This is a genomic window from Brevibacterium rongguiense (genome assembly GCF_009857845.1).
GTDB lineage: Bacteria > Actinomycetota > Actinomycetes > Actinomycetales > Brevibacteriaceae > Brevibacterium > Brevibacterium rongguiense.
This window is the reverse complement of sequence record NZ_WWEQ01000064.1, coordinates 1-16,901: the sequence shown is the minus strand read 5'-3', so window position 1 is coordinate 16,901 and position 16,901 is coordinate 1. Positions and strand designations below refer to the sequence as shown.

At 72.6% G+C, this 16,901-nt stretch carries 14 protein-coding genes and 1 pseudogene; 9 read left to right on the top strand and 6 right to left on the bottom strand.

Annotated features, from left to right (window positions below; all coding sequences use genetic code 11):
* Positions 1-1,015: DUF3418 domain-containing protein (locus GSY69_RS11870; RefSeq protein WP_160954054.1), on the top strand; the 1,015-nt coding region annotated here is incomplete at its 5' end.
* Between the two features lie 84 nt (positions 1,016-1,099).
* Here GSY69_RS11870 and GSY69_RS11865 read toward each other — a convergent pair.
* Positions 1,100-1,462 (bottom strand): hypothetical protein, encoded by a 363-nt coding sequence (locus GSY69_RS11865; RefSeq protein ID WP_160954053.1) that lies wholly within the window; start codon positions 1,460-1,462, stop codon positions 1,100-1,102.
* Between the two features lie 62 nt (positions 1,463-1,524).
* Here GSY69_RS11865 and GSY69_RS11860 point away from each other — a divergent pair, with 62 nt between their 5' ends.
* The 5 genes from GSY69_RS11860 (at position 1,525) to GSY69_RS11840 (ending at position 7,607) form a co-directional block, all read left to right on the top strand.
* Positions 1,525-3,117, top strand: coding sequence for a peptide chain release factor 3 (locus GSY69_RS11860; RefSeq protein WP_160954052.1), 1,593 nt, complete (start codon positions 1,525-1,527; stop codon positions 3,115-3,117).
* A gap of 137 nt (positions 3,118-3,254) precedes the next feature.
* Positions 3,255-4,340, top strand: a complete 1,086-nt coding sequence (locus GSY69_RS11855; protein WP_160954051.1) for an inositol-3-phosphate synthase — start codon at positions 3,255-3,257, stop codon at positions 4,338-4,340.
* 215 nt (positions 4,341-4,555) lie between these two features.
* Positions 4,556-6,142, top strand: a complete 1,587-nt coding sequence (locus GSY69_RS11850; RefSeq protein ID WP_160954050.1) for an AbgT family transporter — start codon at positions 4,556-4,558, stop codon at positions 6,140-6,142.
* A 187-nt stretch (positions 6,143-6,329) separates the two neighbouring features.
* Positions 6,330-7,130, top strand: a complete 801-nt coding sequence (locus GSY69_RS11845) for a Bax inhibitor-1/YccA family protein (protein ID WP_160954049.1) — start codon at positions 6,330-6,332, stop codon at positions 7,128-7,130.
* Positions 7,131-7,175: 45 nt separating this feature from the next.
* Complete coding sequence (locus GSY69_RS11840) at positions 7,176-7,607, top strand: hypothetical protein (protein ID WP_160954048.1); 432 nt, start codon at positions 7,176-7,178, stop codon at positions 7,605-7,607.
* Positions 7,608-7,709: 102 nt separating this feature from the next.
* Here the strand turns inward: GSY69_RS11840 and GSY69_RS11835 are convergent, their stop codons facing one another.
* Positions 7,710-9,416: a DUF885 domain-containing protein gene (locus GSY69_RS11835; protein WP_160954047.1), complete on the bottom strand. Its 1,707-nt coding sequence runs from the start codon at positions 9,414-9,416 to the stop codon at positions 7,710-7,712.
* A 64-nt stretch (positions 9,417-9,480) separates the two neighbouring features.
* Here GSY69_RS11835 and GSY69_RS11830 point away from each other — a divergent pair, with 64 nt between their 5' ends.
* Positions 9,481-10,680 (top strand): MFS transporter, encoded by a 1,200-nt coding sequence (locus GSY69_RS11830; RefSeq protein ID WP_328698863.1) that lies wholly within the window; start codon positions 9,481-9,483, stop codon positions 10,678-10,680.
* Between the two features lie 134 nt (positions 10,681-10,814).
* Here GSY69_RS11830 and GSY69_RS11825 read toward each other — a convergent pair whose 3' ends face one another.
* Positions 10,815-11,033, bottom strand: a complete 219-nt coding sequence (locus GSY69_RS11825) for a hypothetical protein (RefSeq protein ID WP_160954046.1) — start codon at positions 11,031-11,033, stop codon at positions 10,815-10,817.
* Complete coding sequence (locus tag GSY69_RS11820) at positions 11,030-12,616, bottom strand: acyl-CoA carboxylase subunit beta (protein ID WP_202411075.1); 1,587 nt, start codon at positions 12,614-12,616, stop codon at positions 11,030-11,032. The genes GSY69_RS11825 and GSY69_RS11820 overlap by 4 nt, the downstream gene beginning before the upstream one ends.
* A 64-nt stretch (positions 12,617-12,680) precedes the next feature.
* Between GSY69_RS11820 and GSY69_RS11815 the strand changes: the two genes are divergently transcribed.
* Both GSY69_RS11815 and GSY69_RS11810 read left to right on the top strand, forming a co-directional pair.
* Positions 12,681-13,523, top strand: coding sequence for a biotin--[acetyl-CoA-carboxylase] ligase (locus tag GSY69_RS11815; RefSeq protein ID WP_160954044.1), 843 nt, complete (start codon positions 12,681-12,683; stop codon positions 13,521-13,523).
* Entirely contained in the window at positions 13,520-14,953 is a 1,434-nt protein-coding gene (locus GSY69_RS11810; RefSeq protein WP_328698862.1) for an adenylate/guanylate cyclase domain-containing protein, read from the top strand. Before GSY69_RS11815 ends, GSY69_RS11810 begins: the two co-directional genes overlap by 4 nt.
* A 299-nt stretch (positions 14,954-15,252) precedes the next feature.
* Here the strand turns inward: GSY69_RS11810 and GSY69_RS11805 are convergent, their stop codons facing one another.
* Both GSY69_RS11805 and GSY69_RS11800 read right to left on the bottom strand, forming a co-directional pair.
* Positions 15,253-16,578, bottom strand: a complete 1,326-nt coding sequence (locus GSY69_RS11805; RefSeq protein WP_160954043.1) for an amidohydrolase — start codon at positions 16,576-16,578, stop codon at positions 15,253-15,255.
* Positions 16,579-16,623: 45 nt separating this feature from the next.
* A pseudogene (locus GSY69_RS11800) lies at positions 16,624-16,901 on the bottom strand (hypothetical protein); the annotation flags it as partial.

The following is a 16,901-nucleotide window of genomic DNA, read 5'->3' as shown; positions in this document are numbered from 1 at the left end:
TTGGCTTCGCGGTGGTCGGTCGTTGGCTGCGCGCGGCCGGGGCGGCGCCTCGGGCACGGGGCGCGGCGCAGCCCAGGGCGAGGCGCCCTCCCTGGAGCCCCGCACGGGGCTGACGGACTGGTCGTTCGGACCGCTGCCGGAGCCGGTCTCAGGCGGTGGCCGCACGCTGTGGCCCGGCCTGCGCGACGACGGCTCAGCGGTCTCCCTGCGCGGCTTCGACACCGCGGGCGAGGCGGCGCGCAGCACCCGCGCGGGCACGGCGCGGCTGCTCGCACTGCGCTCCGGCGAGGCGCTGTCCTACGCCGTGGACCAGCTGTCGACGAACGAGCGCCTGCTGCTGGCCGGCCACCGCACCGCCGATGCCGATCCGCTCGCCGACGCGCTCGTGGGCGCCGTCCTGCGGGCCATGGACACAGCGGGCGCGGTCCCCGACCCCGCCGGCGAGGGCACCGCTGCGCTGGGCGGTCTGCCCCGCACCGCGGAGGACTTCGCGGCCCTGCGGCGCCGGGTCAACGACACGATCCTCGCCGACCTCGCCGCCGTGCTGGCCACCCTCCAGCGCGCCTTCGCCGGTGCGGACGCGGCGCAGCGGCTCGTGTCGAAGAGCTCGGCGCTCACGGTGCTGGCCAACCTCTCCGATGTCTCGGCCCAGCTCGAGCGGCTCCTCCAGCCGCACCTGGCCGCGGACACCGCGCCGCGCTGGCTGGCCCGGGTGCCCGTCTACGCCGCGGCCGCCCAGCACCGCGTGGAGTCCATGGGGGGCCAGGCCGCCCGCGACCGCCAGCTCATGGACCGCGTCCAGCGCACCGCCGCCGAGGTCGAGGCCAAGGTCGCCCGCGCACTCGGCCCGGGTGCCGAGGAGCTCATCCGCCGCCGCTCCATCCTGCTGCCCGAGGCGTGGCAGGACGTCCTGTTCGATGTCGAGGAGCTGCGCGTCTCGCTCTTCGCCCCGCAGCTGGGCACCGCGCACACCGTGAGCGAGAAGCGCATCGCCAAGGCACTGGCCAAGCTCTAGCCCCGCCTGCCCACCGCCCCGGCCGCGGACCAGGCGCCGCGATGGCCGGTCCGGCCGCCCCGCCCGGGCGCCGGCCGGACATCGTCACACGAAGCCGAGCAGTGCCCAGGCCAGCGGGTTGGCCAGCCCCACGGCGACGATCGCCGCCGACCACCACGCCCGCCAGCGCAGCGCCGGGCGCCGGTAGGCGACGAGCACCAGCACGATCGCGGCGGCCAGCGCGAGCCAGCCCGTGCTCGACATGACGATGAGGCCGGCCTTCGTGCCCGCATCGGCGGCCCCGATCTCCTGGAGCGGCTGCAGGTACTGCACGGCCTGGAGCGAGAAGAGCACGGAGAGCACGAGCGGCGGGACCGCGAGCACGAGCCCGAGGATCGGCAGCGCGGTGCACAGCCGGCGGCGGCCGCGCTGCGGCGGGCGGGCGGGGCGGGTGTAGTCGGATTCCATAGCCGGGCCAGCGTAGCCCCCGCCGCTGGGGGCCGGCCGTGCGCGCGCCGTAGACTGGTGCGGTGAATGCGCAGACCCACAGCTCCAAAGAGATCGTGCGGCAGGCCCGGCGCCGCCGCACGTTCGCCGTCATCTCCCACCCCGACGCCGGCAAGTCCACGCTGACGGAGGCCCTGGCCCTCCACGCCCGCGTCATCGGCCAGGCCGGGGCCGTCCACGGCAAGGCCGGCCGGCGGTCGACTGTATCGGACTGGATGAAGATGGAGCAGGACCGCGGGATCTCCATCTCCTCGGCCGCGCTGCAGTTCGAGTACCGCGACTGCGTCATCAACCTCATCGACACCCCGGGCCACGCGGACTTCTCCGAGGACACCTACCGCGTGCTCTCCGCCGTCGACTGCACCGTCATGCTCGTCGACGCCGCGAAGGGCCTCGAGGCCCAGACCATGAAGCTCTTCGAGGTCTGCCGCCACCGCAACCTGCCCATCATCACCGTCATCAACAAGTGGGACCGCCCCGGCCTCGACGCGCTCGCCCTCATGGACGAGATCGTCGACCGCACCGGCATGGTCCCCACCCCGCTGACCTGGCCCGTGGGGCAGTCGGGCGACTTCCGCGGCGTGCTCGACCGCGCCTCGGGGGCGTATACGAAGTTCTCCCGCACGGACGGCGGGGCCACGATCGCCGGCGAGGAGGCGCTCGACCCGGCGTCCGCCGCGGAGCTCGAGGGCGAGGCGTGGACGACCGCCCAGGACGAGTCCGAGCTGCTCGACATGGAGGGCCAGAACCACGACGAGGCCCGATTCCTGGCCGGTGAGACGACGCCGGTCATGTTCGCCTCGGCCGTGCTGAACTTCGGCGTCCACAAGCTGCTCGACACGCTCGTCGACATCGCGCCCCCGGCCGAGGCCCGCCTCGACGTCGCGGGCCAGCGCCGCCCCGTCGACTCCCCGTTCTCCGGCTTCGTCTTCAAGGTCCAGGCGGGCATGGACTCCCACCACCGCGACCGCCTGGCCTACGTGCGCGTGTGCTCGGGCGTCTTCGAGCGCGGCATGGTCGTCACCCACGCCCAGAGCGGCAAGCCGTTCGCCACGAAGTACGCCCAGCAGGTCTTCGGCCGCGACCGCGAGTCCGTCGACGAGGCGTTCCCCGGTGACGTCGTGGGCCTCGTGAATGCCTCCGCGCTGCGCGTGGGCGACTCCCTCTACCTGGACGAGAAGGTCGAGTACCCGCCCATCCCCACGTTCTCCCCGGAGCACTTCATGGTCATCCGCGCCAAGGACTCCTCGAAGTACAAGCAGTTCCGCCGGGGCATCGACCAGCTCGACCACGAGGGCGTCGTGCAGGTGCTGCGCTCGGACCTGCGCGGCGACCAGGCGCCCGTGCTCGGGGCGGTGGGGCCCATGCAGTTCGAGGTCGCCGAGGACCGCATGGTCAACGAGTTCAACGCCCCCTGCTCGCTCGAGCGGCTGGGCTTCAGCCTGGCCCGGCGCACCGTGCCCGATGCCGTGCCCACGCTGGCCCGCGAGCGCAGCGTCGAGGTGCTCTCGCGCTCCGACGGGGAGCTGCTGGCCCTCTTCTCCGACCGCTGGCGCCTGGCGGGCGTCGAGCGCGAGCACCCCGACCTCGTGCTCGAGCCGCTCGTCGTGTCCTGAGGCGCGTCCCGAGGCGGGCGGCGCGGCGCGCGCCGGCCGGGTCGGCGCGGCGCACCGCGCGGGTCTAGGATGGATGGGCGTGCCCGGAACCGGGAGAGTGACCCTCCGGGCGAACGAAGAAGGAGTTCTGCGTAAAAGTGGCTGACAAACCGATTCGCGTGGCGATTGCCGGGCTGGGCAACTGCGCCGCCTCGCTCATCCAGGGCGTGGAGTACTACCGCGACGCCGACCCGGACAGCACCGTCCCGGGCCTCATGCACGTGCAGTTCGGCGACTACCACGTGGGCGACCTCGAGTTTGTGGCCGGCTTCGACGTGGACGGCAAGAAGGTGGGCGTCGACATCGCCGAGGCGATCGTCTCGAGCGAGAACAACACCATCAAGATCGCCGACGTGCCGCCCACCGGCGTGAGCGTCCAGCGCGGCCCCACGCTCGACGGCCTGGGCGAGTACTACCGCGAGACGATCACGGAGTCCGATGCCGAGCCCGTCGACGTGGCCCGCGCGCTGCGCGAGGCGCGCGCCGATGTCCTCGTGTGCTACCTGCCCGTGGGCTCCCAGCAGGCGGTCGAGCACTACGCGCAGGCCGCGCTCGACGCGAAGGTCGCCTTCGTCAACGCGCTGCCCGTCTTCATCGCCGGCACGAAGGAGTGGGACGAGAAGTTCCGCGCCGCCGGCGTGCCGATCGTGGGCGACGACATCAAGAGCCAGCTCGGCGCCACGATCACCCACCGCGTCATGGCCAAGCTGTTCGAGGACCGCGGCGTCGTCCTCGACCGGACGTACCAGCTCAACGTGGGCGGGAACATGGACTTCAAGAACATGCTCGAGCGCAAGCGCCTCGAGTCGAAGAAGATCTCCAAGACCCGCGCCGTGACCTCGAACACGTCCGCGCAGCTGGCCGACCGCGATGTCCACATCGGGCCCAGCGACTACGTCGAATGGCTCGACGACCGCAAGTGGGCGTTCGTGCGCCTCGAGGGCCGCAACTTCGGCGATGCGCCCGTCTCGCTGGAGTACAAGCTCGAGGTGTGGGACTCGCCCAACTCGGCCGGCGTCATCATCGACGCGGTGCGCGCGGCCAAGATCGGCCTCGACCGGGGGATCGGCGGGGCGCTCATCTCGCCCAGCTCGTACTTCATGAAGTCCCCGCCCGAGCAGCTGCCCGACGACGCCGCGAAGGCCGCCGTCGAGGGCTTCATCGCCGGCACCGAGGAGCGCTGAGGCGCTCCCGCACCGATTGTGCACCGCGCGCGAGGCGCCGTTCTCTGCCGGGGACGGCGCCTCGCGGCGTCTCCTGGACCCGCGCGCGCCTCGGCGCCGGATCTCAGCGTTCTTCCACTCGGTGCGCGGGGCCTTGTAAGGTAGGGGCACCGACTGCCGTGTGACCCCGATCGCGGCGGGCCGTGGACCACGCCACCGACCCCCGAGGAGCGCCGATGTCGACCGCGACCGCGCAGCCGCAGCGCAAGGAGAACCTGGGGCCGCTCATGCGGCTGCTCGTCCTCATCGAGAACGCCGGCAACAAGCTGCCGCACCCCTTCTGGCTGTTCCTCAGCCTGGCGCTCATCGTCATGGTGATCTCCAGCCTGTGCGCCGCCGCCGGTCTCTCCGCGGTCAACCCCGCGACGAACGAGGCGGTCAACGCGGTCAACCTGTTCTCGATGGAGAGCCTGCGCACCATCGTCTCCGGCGTCGTGACGAACTACATGGAGTTCCCGGCGCTGGGCCTCGTCCTCATCGTGCTCTTCGGCGTCGCGGTGGCCGAGCGCTCCGGGCTCATCCCCGGACTCATGCGCGCGGCCCTGCAGAACGTCTCGCCCAAGTGGGTGACCGCGGTCGTGGCGCTCGTGGGCACCGCCTCCTCCATCGCCTCGGATGCCGCCTACATGGTCGTCATCCCGCTGGGCGGCATCGCCTTCAAGGCGGTGGGCCGCAACCCCGTGATCGGCTGCGCGGTCGCCTATGCCTCCGTGGCCGGCGGCTACTCCGCCGCGCCGTTCGTCAACAGCCTCGACGCGATCCTGGGCGGCATCTCCACCTCCGCGGCCCACATCGTCGACGGCGAGTACACGGTCACCCCGGTGGCCAACCTCTACTTCAACTTCATCTCCATGTTCGTCGTCTCCGCGGCGATCGTGCTGGTCACCGAGCTGCTGCTCAACAAGCGCGGCGAACAGCTCGAGCTCGACCCCGCCGGCGACGACGAGGCCCAGGAGGATGAGGAGCACGCGAAGCTCACCGCCAAGCTCACGCCGCTCGAGAAGCGCGGCATGGTCATCGCGGCCATCACGATCGTCCTGTGCTTCGCGATCGTGTTCGTCCTGTGCCTGCCCGCGAACTCGTTCCTGCGCGACGAGGAGGGCGGCTTCGGGCCCAAGTCCGGGCTCATGGCCGGCATCGCGGCGATCATCGGCTTCGGGTTCTTCATCGTGGGCATCGTCTACGGCGTCGTGGTCAAGGAGATCCGCTCGCCCAATGACATTCCGGAGATGATCATCAAGGGCCTCGTGCCGTTCGTGCCCGTCATGCTCCTGTTCTTCGCGGCGTCCCAGTTCCTCGCCCTGTTCAAGATGAGCAACCTCGGCCAGATCCTCGCGATCGTGGGCGCGGACTTCTTCAAGGGGGCGAACACCCCGCCGTTCGTCATCCTGCTGGGCGCGCTGCTCATCACCTCGCTGGGCGCTCTGCTCATCACGTCCGGCTCCGGGCTGTGGACGCTCATGGCCCCGGTGCTCGTGCCCATGCTCATGCTGCTGGGCATCGCGCCCGAGCTCACCCAGGCCGTCTACCGGATCGGCGACTCGGTCACGAACATCATCTCGCCCATGAGCCCGTACTTCGTCATGATCCTGGGCTTCATCCAGCGCTACAAGAGGGACGCGGGAATCGGCACGCTGCTCTCGCTCACCATCCCGCTGTCCGTCGTCATGTGGGTGTTCTGGGCGATCCTGTTCTTCGGCTGGTGGCTCACCGGCATCCCCATGGGCCCGGGGGCCCACGCCACGTACACGGTGGGCGGCTGAGCGCACCGGCGCCGGCCCGCCCCCGGCCCGCGCCCGAGGTGCGGGCCGGGGGCGCCGGAGCCGCACCTCGGGCCCGGGCTTGCGGTTGCATAACGACTGCCCGCGCGCGGGCGGGAACAGAGCGCACGCTCAGGTGCGTTGGATACGGTGAGACAACCGTGACGCCCCAAGGAGGACGAACACCCCCATGAGCAATCCCATGATGCGCCGCAGCCTGAATGAGGGCACGAAGGCCGGCCAGCAGCTCCAGACCCCTTCAGCCGACCAGCTCAACGCCATGTACATGGCGCCGTCCGCGCAGCCGCAGCGCCCCGTGGACGAGCGGGTGATGACCTACGACGACGTGTTCATGAAGTCCCTGCTGTGCTTCGCGGTGCTGCTCGTGGGCGCCGCGGTGGGCTGGTTCGCGCCGATCCTCACGCTGCCCGCGGTGCTGGGCGGCCTGGTCCTGGGCCTCGTCAACGCGTTCAAGAAGGAGCCGAGCCCGGGCCTCATCCTCGCCTACGCCGCGGTCGAGGGCGTGGCGCTCGGCGGCATCTCGCGCGCGTTCGAGGGCCTGTACAACGGCATCGTCATGCAGGCGATCCTGGCGACGCTCTGCGTGTTCGGCGTGATGTTCGCGCTGTTCAAGGCGAAGATCGTCCGCAACAGCCCGAAGCTCATGAAGTTCCTGCTCATCGCGGTGGGCGGCTATGCGATCTTCTCGCTGATCTCGTTCGGCATCACGCTCGTCACCGGCTTCAACATGCGCTCGGACGTGCACGTGAGCCTGTTCGGCATGTCGTTCCCGATCGGCGTGCTCATCAGCGGCATCGCGATCGTGCTCGCCGCGCTCACGCTCATCACGGACTTCGACATGGTGGAGCAGGGCGTGCGCAACCGCATCCCCGAGCGCTACTCGTGGCTGTGCGCGTTCTCGCTCATGACGACGCTCGTGTGGCTCTACATCGAGATCCTGCGCCTGCTGTCCTACCTGCGCAGCAACTGACGGCCCCGAGCACGCGCTCCTGGGCGGTCGAGAGCGGAGGCGCACGTGAGCGCTGACACGGCGGCGGATCTCCACGCGGAGATCCGCCGCCTGCGCATTCGCCTGGCGGGCCTGGGCCCCGCGGACCTCGACCGGCCCGCTGCGGCAAGCGGTGCAGAACCGGCCGCGGCCGGGAGCGGACCCCCAGCCGCGAGCGGGGAGCCCTCGAATGTGCGGGCCGCGGTGCGGGATGCCGCCGCGCCGGCCCCGGTACCCGGCGGCAGCCCGCCCACCCGGCGGGAGGCGATCCGCGCCGCGCTCTCCGAGCTCTCCGCCCTGCGCGCTGATGGGCGGCCCGTGCCGGACCTGGGCGATCGCGTGCTCGGCGATCAGCTCGTCGTGCTGCTGAGCGACTGCCTGCCCGCATACGGCGCCACGGAGGCCGAGTGCGCCCGCGCGGTGCGGATCGCCGCCGGCCTGCGCCGGGCACTGGCGTAGGCGGACTGCGCGGACTCGCGCCGCGCAGGCGGGCCCACGTCGTGAGCATCTGGCCCGCACCTCGGCGGCGGGAAGCCGACTCCCGCGCCCCCGGGCGCGGGCTCAGCTCAGCGCGCGGCGCAGCGTGTCCAGGCCCACGGAGCCCAGCGCGAGCGCGCGGGAGTGGAAGGCCTTGAGGTCGAACTCCTCGCCACGATCCTGCGCGGCGGCGCGGGCGCCGTCTCGGATCTCCTCCCACAGCCGCTGGCCGATCTTGTAGCTGGGCGCCTGTCCAGGCCAGCCCAGGTAGCGGTCGAGCTCGAAGGCGAGGAAGCTGCGGTCCATCGCGACGTTGGCGGTGAGGAACTCCCACGCCTGCTGTGCATCCCACGTGCCCCCGCCCAGCTCCGCTGGCGCCTCGAGGCCCAGGTGGACGCCCAGGTCCACGACCACGCGCGCGGCGCGCAGGCGCTGCGAATCGAGCATGCCCATGCGGAAGCCGGGATCGTCGAGGAAGCCCAGGTCGGCCATGAGGCGCTCGGCGTAGAGGGCCCAGCCCTCGCCGTGGCCGGAGACCCAGCACAGGCTGCGCCGCCACGTGTTGAGCGTGTCCGTGCGGCACACCGCCTCGCCCACCTGGAGGTGATGGCCCGGCACGCCCTCGTGGTAGACGGTGGTGAGCTCCTGCCAGGCGGAGAACGACTCGACGCCGGCGGGCACGGACCACCACATGCGACCCGGGCGGGAGAAGTCCTCGGTGGGCCCGGTGTAGTAGATGCCGCCGGTGCCCTCGGGCAGCACCATGCACTCGATCGTGCGCAGCCGGTCCGGGATGTCGAAGTGCGAGCCGGCCAGGCGCTCGATCGCGTCGTCGGCCTTCGCCTGCATCCACGACCGCAGCCCGTCGAGGCCCTCGATGCGGTAGTCCGGGTCCGCCTCCAGGCGGTCGATCGCCTCGCGGACCCCGGTGCCGGGGCCGTAGAGCTCGGCGGCGAGCGCCTGCTGCTCCGCGTCGATGCGGGCGAGCTCGGCCAGGCCCCACGCGTAGGTCTCGTCGAGGTCGACCGCTGCGCCCAGGAATTCGCGGCTGTAGAGGGCGTAGGCCTCGCGGCCCACCGCATCGGCGGCTACGGCGCGCGAGGCCACCTCGGATTCGAGGAAATCGGCGATCTGCGCATAGGCGTCCTTGGCCTGCACGGCCGCGGCCCTCAGCTGCGCTGCGAGCTCGGCGGAGACGCCCGTACCACCGTCGGCCCGGGCTGCGCCCGCGATGAAGCGGTCGAAGTGGCCGCCGTCCTCACCCGCGGCGCGGGCCTGTTCGACGACCGCGGTGACCTGGCGGCTCGCCGGTGCGCGCCCGGCGTCGAGCCGGGCCGTGAGCGCCTCGCGGTAGCCGGCGAGCGCCTGCGGCACGGAGCGCAGCTTGCCCGCGCTGTCCGCCCAGTCCTGTGCGGTGGCGGTGGGGACGAGGTCGAAGAGGTCGCGGATGTTCTGGACGGGGCTGTGGATGACGTTGAGGGCGCCGGCGCTCAGCCCAGCGGCGTGGAGCTCGCGCTCGACGCCCAGGCGCTCGCGCATCGCGTCGAGCGTGACGCGGTCGACGTCGTCGAGGTCGGCGCCTGCCTCCGCCTCCGCGGCGTCGAGCCGGGCGAGGGTGCGGGCGTTGAGCTCGTCGAGCTCCTGGGCTGCGGCCGGCGAGTAGTCGTCGAGGGCGTGAGGGTCGCCGGGGACGCCCAGCTCCACGCGCAGCGCGGGGGAGCGCTCGATGAGCGCGCGGGCATGGGCCTCTGCCACGGCATCGACGGCCGAGGGGGTGCGGGTCTTCGTCATGGCGCTCACTCTACCCAGGCGCCCCGGCCGCGGGGCCGCGCTGCGGCCTCCCTAGACTTGTCGGGTGAGTGAGCGCCTGTGGACCCGCGACTTCGTCCTTGCCTTCGTCATCAACCTCCTCATGTCGATGCCGTTCTACCTGCTCATGACGTCCATGGCCGCCTATGCGGCGCAGCGCTTCCATGCCGGGGACGCGCTGGCGGGCTTCGCCTCGAGCGCGTTCATCGTCGGCGCGGTCATCGCCCGCGTGCTGGCCGGCAAGTACCTCGACTTCATCGGCCGGTGGCGCTCGATCGTCGCGGCTCTCGCGGTCTTCGTCCTCGCCTCGCTCGCCTACATCCCGGCCGGGTCGATGGGACTGCTGCTCGCCATCCGGCTGGTGCACGGGATCGCGTTCGGCTTCGGCAACACCGCGCTCAACGCCTCCGTCCAGTCGCTCATCCCGGCGGCCCGCCGAGGCGAGGGCACCGGCTACTTCGGCACCTCGAGCTCCCTGGCCACAGCGCTGGGCCCGTTCCTCGCGGTGTTCCTCTCCTCCCACTTCGGGTTCGGGTGGGTCTTCGGCGCCTGTGAGGCCTTCGCGCTCCTGGGGCTCGGGTGCGCCCTGGCGCTGCGCCTGCCCGAGCGGACCCCGGAACCGGACGAGGTGCGGGCCAAGTGGCGCCTGGAGCTGGGCACGCTCATCGACGCCCGCTCCGCCCCGGTCTCGTTTGCGATGTTCCTGGCCGGGATGGCCTATTCGGTGGTGCTGACGTTCTTGGCCGGCTACGCGGGCGCCATGGGCGCCCCGGGGGCCGCGAGCCTGTTCTTCGTCGTCTTCGCGGTGGGGATGCTCGCCTCGCGGCTGTTCGTCGGCCGCCTGCAGGACGTCTACGGCGACAACGCCGTGGCCTATCCGATCTTCGCCGCCTACGCGCTGGGCATGGCGCTCGTGGCCTGGGCGCCGGGCCCCTGGGCGATCGTCGTCGCAGCGCTGCCCATGGGAGTGGGGTTCGGCTCGCTCCTGCCCGTCGTCCAGGCGATCGTCGTCAAGCTCGTCACCCCGGCGCGCGTGGGCGTGGCGGTCGCGACCTTCTTCATCCTGCTCGACGTGGGCACCGGGATCGGCCCGGTGGTGCTCGGCGGCCTGCAGCCTGCGCTCGGCGCCGGCGGGATGTACTGGGCAGCCGCGGGCCTCGTGGTGCTGGCCGCCGGCGTCTACTGGTGGGCGCACGGCCGCGGGCCTCGCGGCCGGCGCGGCTACGGGCGCAGCGCGCAGGCGTAGGCGAGGCCCTCCGGTCCAGGCGGAGGCGCAGTGGCCAGAGTCCGGCGCGCGCACGTTCGCTCAGCCCAGCGCCGGGCAGGAGTGTCCGGGCAGGCGCGGCGGATCAGCTCGGTGTCGGGACAGGCGTGCGGGTCTCAGCCCCGGCGGCGCCAGGTGCCGGGGTGCGCGCGGCGGACGTTGCGCTGCGGCGAGGCGAATGCGAGCCCGCGCTCGCGCGGAGCCGCGGGCGCCTCGGCCTCGTGGGCCTGGTGGACGGCGACGATCGCGGCGAACGCCGCGGAGCGGGCCAGCCGGCGCTCGCGCTCGGCGGACATGCCGTTCGGGCGGAACGGCTCCGGGGCGCCCGCGCTCACAGCGGGATGTTCCCGTGCTTGCGGGTGGGCGCCTCGACGTGCTTGTTGCGCAGCGCCCGCAGGCCGCGGACCACGCGCTCGCGGGTCTCGCTGGGCTTGATGACGGCGTCGATGTAGCCCTCCTCGGCGGCGAGGTAGGGGTTGAGCAGCGCGTCCTCGTACTCCTCGACGAGCTGCGCGCGCAGTGCCTCGACGTCCTGGCCCTCGTCCGCGGCGGCCTTGAGCCTGCGCCGGTAGACGATGTTCGCGGCCCCCTGGGCGCCCATGACGGCGATCTGGGCGCTGGGCCAGGCCAGGTTGAGATCGGCGCCCAGCTGCTTGGAGCCCATGACGCAGTACGCGCCGCCGTAGGCCTTGCGGGTGATGACGGTGATGAGGGGGACGGTGGCCTCGCCGTAGGCGTAGATGAGCTTGGCCCCGCGGCGGATGATGCCGCCGAGCTCCTGGTCCGTGCCGGGCAGGAAGCCCGGCACGTCGACGAACGTGAGGATCGGCAGGTTGAATGCGTCGCAGAAGCGCACGAAGCGCGCGGCCTTCTCCGAGGCGTCGATGTCGAGCGTGCCGGCCATCTGCATGGGCTGGTTGGCGATGATGCCCACCGAGGCGCCCTCCACCCGGCCGAAGCCCGTGACGATGTTGGGGGCGAACAGCTCCGAGGTCTCGAGGAACTCGCCCCCGTCGAGCACCGCGGCGATGACGTCGACGATGTCGTAGGGGGTGGAGGGGGAGTCCGGCATGAGCGTGTCGAGCGCCGCATCGGCCTCCGCCTCCGCGAGGTCGGCCGGGGCGTGCACGGCGGGGGTCTCGTCGAGGTTGTTCTGCGGCAGGAAGGACAGCAGATCGCGCACGTAGTTGAGCGCATCGGCCTCGTCCTCGGCCAGGTAGTGGGCGTTGCCGGAGACCGAGTTGTGCGTTCGGCCCCCGCCCAGCTCCTCGTGGCCGACGTCCTCGCCGGTCACCGTGCGGATGACGTCGGGCCCGGTGATGTACATGTGCGAGGTGCCGTCGACCATGATCGTGAAGTCGGTGAGCGCGGGGGAGTAGACGGCGCCGCCGGCGGAGGGGCCCATGATGAGGCTGATCTGGGGGATGACGCCGGAGGACTTGACGTTCCAGTGGAAGATCTCGGCGAACAGCGCGATCGAGCCGACGCCCTCCTGGATTCGGGCGCCGCCGGAGTCGTTGATGCCGATGATGGGGCAGCCCAGCCGGTAGGCGAGCTTCTGGACCTTGACGATCTTGCGCCCGTTGGCCTCCGCGAGCGAACCGCCGAGCACCGTGAAGTCGTGGGCGAAGACGGCCACCGTGCGCCCGTCGATCGTCCCCAGGCCGCACACCACGCCATCGCCGTCGGGGCGGTTGGCCTGCATGCCGAACTGGGTGTTGTGGTGGCGGACGAACTCGTCGATCTCCTGGAACGAGCCCTCGTCGAGCAGCTCGTCGATGCGCTCGCGCGCCGTCTGCTTGCCGCGCCTGTGCTGGTTCTCCACCGCCTTCTCGCTGCCGAGGTGAGCGGCGCGCCGGCGTTCGATGAAGGCGGCGATCCGCGCGGCCGTGGTGCGGGGGACATCAGCATGGGTCATGCGCCCAGCGTATCGGCAGGCCGGGTTCATTGTGCCGCCGTGCCAAACGCAATAGGGTGATGTGGTGCCCGCCGAACCGATGACCAGCCGCTTCGATGTCGACGCCTACGCCGCAGCGGCCGCGGCCCGCGGCCTCGCCCCCGCGCCCATCGAGTTCCCTGCCGCCTGCCCGTCGACGAACGACGCGCTCGCCGCCGCCCTCGAGGCCGATCCCGCGGGCTGGCCGGACTTCTCCGTCTACGGCGCGGACCACCAGACCTCCGGGCGCGGCCGGCTGGGCCGTACGTGGACCGTGCCGCCCGGTGCCGCCCTCACGTTCTCCGTGCCCGTCGCGATCCCCGCGGGGGCCGCGCCGACGGACCTGGGCTGGATCCCGCTCGCGGCGGGCCTTGCCGTGTCCCGCGCGCTGCGCGCGGCCGGCGTCGAGGCGCTGGTCAAGTGGCCCAACGACGTGCTCGCCGGGCCGCGGGAGAAGAAGATCTGCGGCATCCTCGTGCGCGTCGTCGAGGCGGCCGGGCGCCGCTTCGCCGTCATCGGAATGGGCGTCAACGTCTCGCTGTCCGAGGCCGACCTGCCGGTCGAGCGCGCCACCTCCGTCGCCCTCGAAGGCGGCGCGACGGGCCGCGAGGACCTGGCCGCGGCGATCGTGGCCGGGCTGGCCGCCGTGCTCGGCGAGCTCTTCGGCCCCGCCGCCGGGGGCAGGCGCGCCGGTGCGAGCGCCGCGGCCCAGCGCATCCGCGACGCGATCGCGACGGTGGGACGCCAGGTCCGCGTCGAGCTGCCCGATGGCACGGTGCTGACCGGCCGCGCCACCGGCCTGGACGATGGCGGCGACCTCATCGTCGCCGGTGCCGACGGTGAGCGGCGCATCAGCGCCGGCGACGTCGTCCATGCGAGCCTGGCGTGAGCGAGCCGACGCCGCACACGCCGCTCGGCGGGGATGCCGACGGCAATCGATCGCAGCAGGAGTCCGCTGCGGGCGACTGGGAGCAGGCAGACGAGCACGACGACCGGCCCGAGACGCAGTCCGCGGCCGACGACGGTGCTCCGGCATCCGCGGGCCGCCCGGGGGACGAGCGCCCCGCGGATGCCGCATGGGACCCCACCGGCACCGCCGGGGCGCAGGTGCCCGCCGCGCCCCCGGGCGGGGCCGGCGGCTTCGCCTCCCGCCTGGCCGATGACCCCCGCACGGGAGCGCTGCCGATCATCGCGGACCAGGCCGGCCAGCGCCTCGGGAGCGGTGGGCCCGGTCCGGGCCGCTCGTACGAGCCGGACCCGGAGCCGGACCCCGACTACGCGACCCGCAGCGCCGCTGACCACCTCGAAGAGGTGCTCCTGGGCGGCAAGCGCGTGCTCAAGCGGCGCGAGGTCGCCCAGCTGGCAGGCGTGTCGACGCTGTCGGCGCGCAAGTTCTGGCGCGCGCTGGGCATGTCGAGCGTGCCGGAGAGCGAGTCCGCGTTCACCGTGCAGGACGTCAAGGCGCTCTCCGACGTGGCGGGCGTCGTGGAGGACGGCATCGTCGACGAGGAGACGATCCTCTCCCTGGCCCGCGCCCTCGGGCAGACGACGGACCGGCTCGTCGTGTGGCAGATGGAGACGATGGTCGAGTACCTCACGGACACGAAGGGACTCGACGACGCGCAGGCGCGGCGGATCGCCCTCGACCTCTTCGAGCAGATGCTCGACCCGCTGGAGGATGCGCTCGTCTACGCATGGCGGCACAACCTGGCCAACGCGCTCAGCCGCCTGAACACGAACGTCGCGGGCGGCCTGGCCATGGAGAACCGGCGCGGCTGGTACGACTCCGCGATGCCGCTGGCCCGCGTCGTGGGCTTCGTCGACCTTGTCTCCTACACCCGCCTGTCCCAGCAGATGGAGCCCAAGCAGCTGGCCTACATGGTCAAGCGCTTCCAGGACCTCGCCTACAACGTCGTGGCCGCCGGCGGCGGGCGCGTCATCAAGACGGTGGGCGATGAGGTGTTCTTCGCCGCGGAGACCCCGCACGCCGGGGCGGAGATCGCGTTGACGCTCATGGAGCGGATCAAGGCCGATGTGCTCCTGCCGCAGGCCCGCGTGGGCTTCGCCTGGGGCCGGGTGCTCTCCCGGCTGGGTGACATCTTCGGCTCGACGGTCAACCTCGCGGCGCGGCTGACCGGCATCACGCGCCCGGGCACGGTGCTCACCGACCTCGACACCGCGCAGATCATCTCCCGCACCGACGACTACCGCTTCGACCACCGTCGCGACGTCCCGCTCCAGGGGCTCGGCGAGGTCACGGTCATGGAGATGACCCGCGGCGAGGCGAAGGCGATGGACCTGGACCTGGGGGAGGCGTAGAGCGCGCGCCCAGCCCTGGGCCAGGGCCGCTGGCCTGCGGGCGCCGCTGAGGCGCGGGCCTGCCGAGGCAGGGGTCCTGGTTGGGGAGGGGCGCTGGCATGCGCTGCTGATCGGCGGGTTGCGCCGAGGCGCGGGACGGCTGCGCGGGCGAGGTGCTGATCGGTGGGCTCCACCGGGTCGCGGAACGTGGCCACAGGCGAAGTGCCGCCGCAGCGCAGCGACTCGGGTGCCTCGGCTGCGCGGCACCTGGGGTGCGCAGACACCGCGCGCAGGCGCGGCGCGCCGGGCTCTGCAGCGGCTCAGCTGCGCTCGGGCAGGGACGCGAGGAACTCGGGAGCGCCCAGCGCCATGCGGGCGGCGGCCTCGACGCCGATCGCCAGGGCGTCCTCGTCCACATCGAAGCGCTCGGTGTGATGGCCCCACTCCGTTGCCATCCCGATGTGCACGTAGGTGGCCAGGCCGCCGCGCTCCTTGACCCGGCGCATCATCGCGGTGGCGTCCTCGGACCCGCTGGGGCCATCGGGCCGCTCGGAGATCACCGTCACGCCCGGGAGGTCCTGGAAGCAGGCGGCGGCGAAGGGCAGCAGCTCGGGACTCGGATCCTCCCGGTCCGCCCTCCCGACCACCGTGAGGGAGTGCTCCACCCCGTACATCGCCGCCGCCCCGGCGACGACCTCTTGGGCGCGGGCGAACATGAAGTCGTTGATCGCGCTGTCCTGGCCGCGGGTCTCCGCCCGCAGGTGCGCGGCGCGGGGCACGACGTTGCGGCCCTCGCCGGCGGTGAGCGTGCCGACGTTGATGCGGCTCGCGCCAGCGGAGTGGCGGGGGATCGCGTGCAGGCCCAGCACCGCCTGCGCCGCTGCGAGGAGCGCGTTGCGGCCCTTCTCCGGGTCGCCGCCGGCATGGGCGCCCACGCCGGCGAACTCCACGTCGAACTTCGTGCTCGCCAGGTAGGTGTCCGCGCCCGTGACGACGTGGCCGGGCCTGCCGTCGGCCACGAGGTGGGTCGCGGCGAAGACATCGACATCGTCGAGCCAGCCTGCCGCCACGAGGGAGTGGGCCCCGCGCAGGCCCTCTTCGGCCGGCTGGAAGATGATCTTCACGCTGCCGTTCAGCTCGTCCCGCAGGCCCGTGAGCAGCCGTGCGAGCCCGAGGCCCATGGCGGCGTGGCCGTCGTGGCCGCAGCCGTGCATGGCACCGGCGTTGACGGAGGCGAAGCCCTGGGCGGCGGGGCGGTGGTCGGGTGCGGCGCTTTCGATGAGGTCATTGGAGTCGATGTCGAAGCGGAAGCAGACCGTGGGGCCCGGCCTGCCGGTCTCGAGGACGCCGAGCACACCGGTGAACCCCTCGCCCATGGCCGCGACGAGCTCTGCGTCCGCGCCCTGCGCGATTGCACGCTCGCGCGCGGCGGCGAGCACCTCCGGGCCCGGCACGCCCAGCCGGCCACTCGCGCCGTGGAGCTCGGGGCCATAGACGGTGCGCCACCCCAGGCCGCGCAGCACACTGATGATCGCCGCGCTCGTGCGGAACTCCGTCCAGCCGGGCTCCGCGAAGCGGTGGAAGTCGCGCCGCCACGCCACGAGGCTCTGCCGCAGGTCGGCATCCGGGGTGGTCGTGGCACTCATGGGGCTCCTTCGCGGGCTGTCGGGTTCGCGGGCAGTCGGGGCGGGTCAGAACAGCGAGCCGTCGCCGTCCTCGTCCTCGTCGACCGCATCGTCGTGGCTGATGATGACGCCTGCATCGTCGTCGAAGCGGGCTCGGGCGATCTCCTCCTTGCGCGCCTCGAGGTCGGCGGCCAGGGGAGCGCCGTGGGCCGGCAGGCCCAGATCGGCACCGGTCTCCACGCGCTCACCGGCATCGGCGCTCGGCCCCCCGGCCAGCGGGGCGGCCGCCGTGCCGGGTGCAGCGGCGCCGGAGCCGGGCGCGCCGGAGCCGGCGGGCGCCTCGG

What these genes read in the sequence shown, in the direction of transcription:
- GSY69_RS11865 (WP_160954053.1), bottom strand. Translation starts at nt 1,462, where the DNA reads ATGGAATCCGACTACACCCGCCCCGCCCGCCCGCCGCAGCGCGGCCGC.
- GSY69_RS11820 (WP_202411075.1), bottom strand. Translation starts at nt 12,616, where the DNA reads ATGACCCATGCTGATGTCCCCCGCACCACGGCCGCGCGGATCGCCGCC.
- GSY69_RS11850 (WP_160954050.1), top strand. Translation starts at nt 4,556, where the DNA reads ATGTCGACCGCGACCGCGCAGCCGCAGCGCAAGGAGAACCTGGGGCCG.
- GSY69_RS11805 (WP_160954043.1), bottom strand. Translation starts at nt 16,578, where the DNA reads ATGAGTGCCACGACCACCCCGGATGCCGACCTGCGGCAGAGCCTCGTG.
- GSY69_RS11835 (WP_160954047.1), bottom strand. Translation starts at nt 9,416, where the DNA reads ATGACGAAGACCCGCACCCCCTCGGCCGTCGATGCCGTGGCAGAGGCC.
- GSY69_RS11845 (WP_160954049.1), top strand. Translation starts at nt 6,330, where the DNA reads ATGAGCAATCCCATGATGCGCCGCAGCCTGAATGAGGGCACGAAGGCC.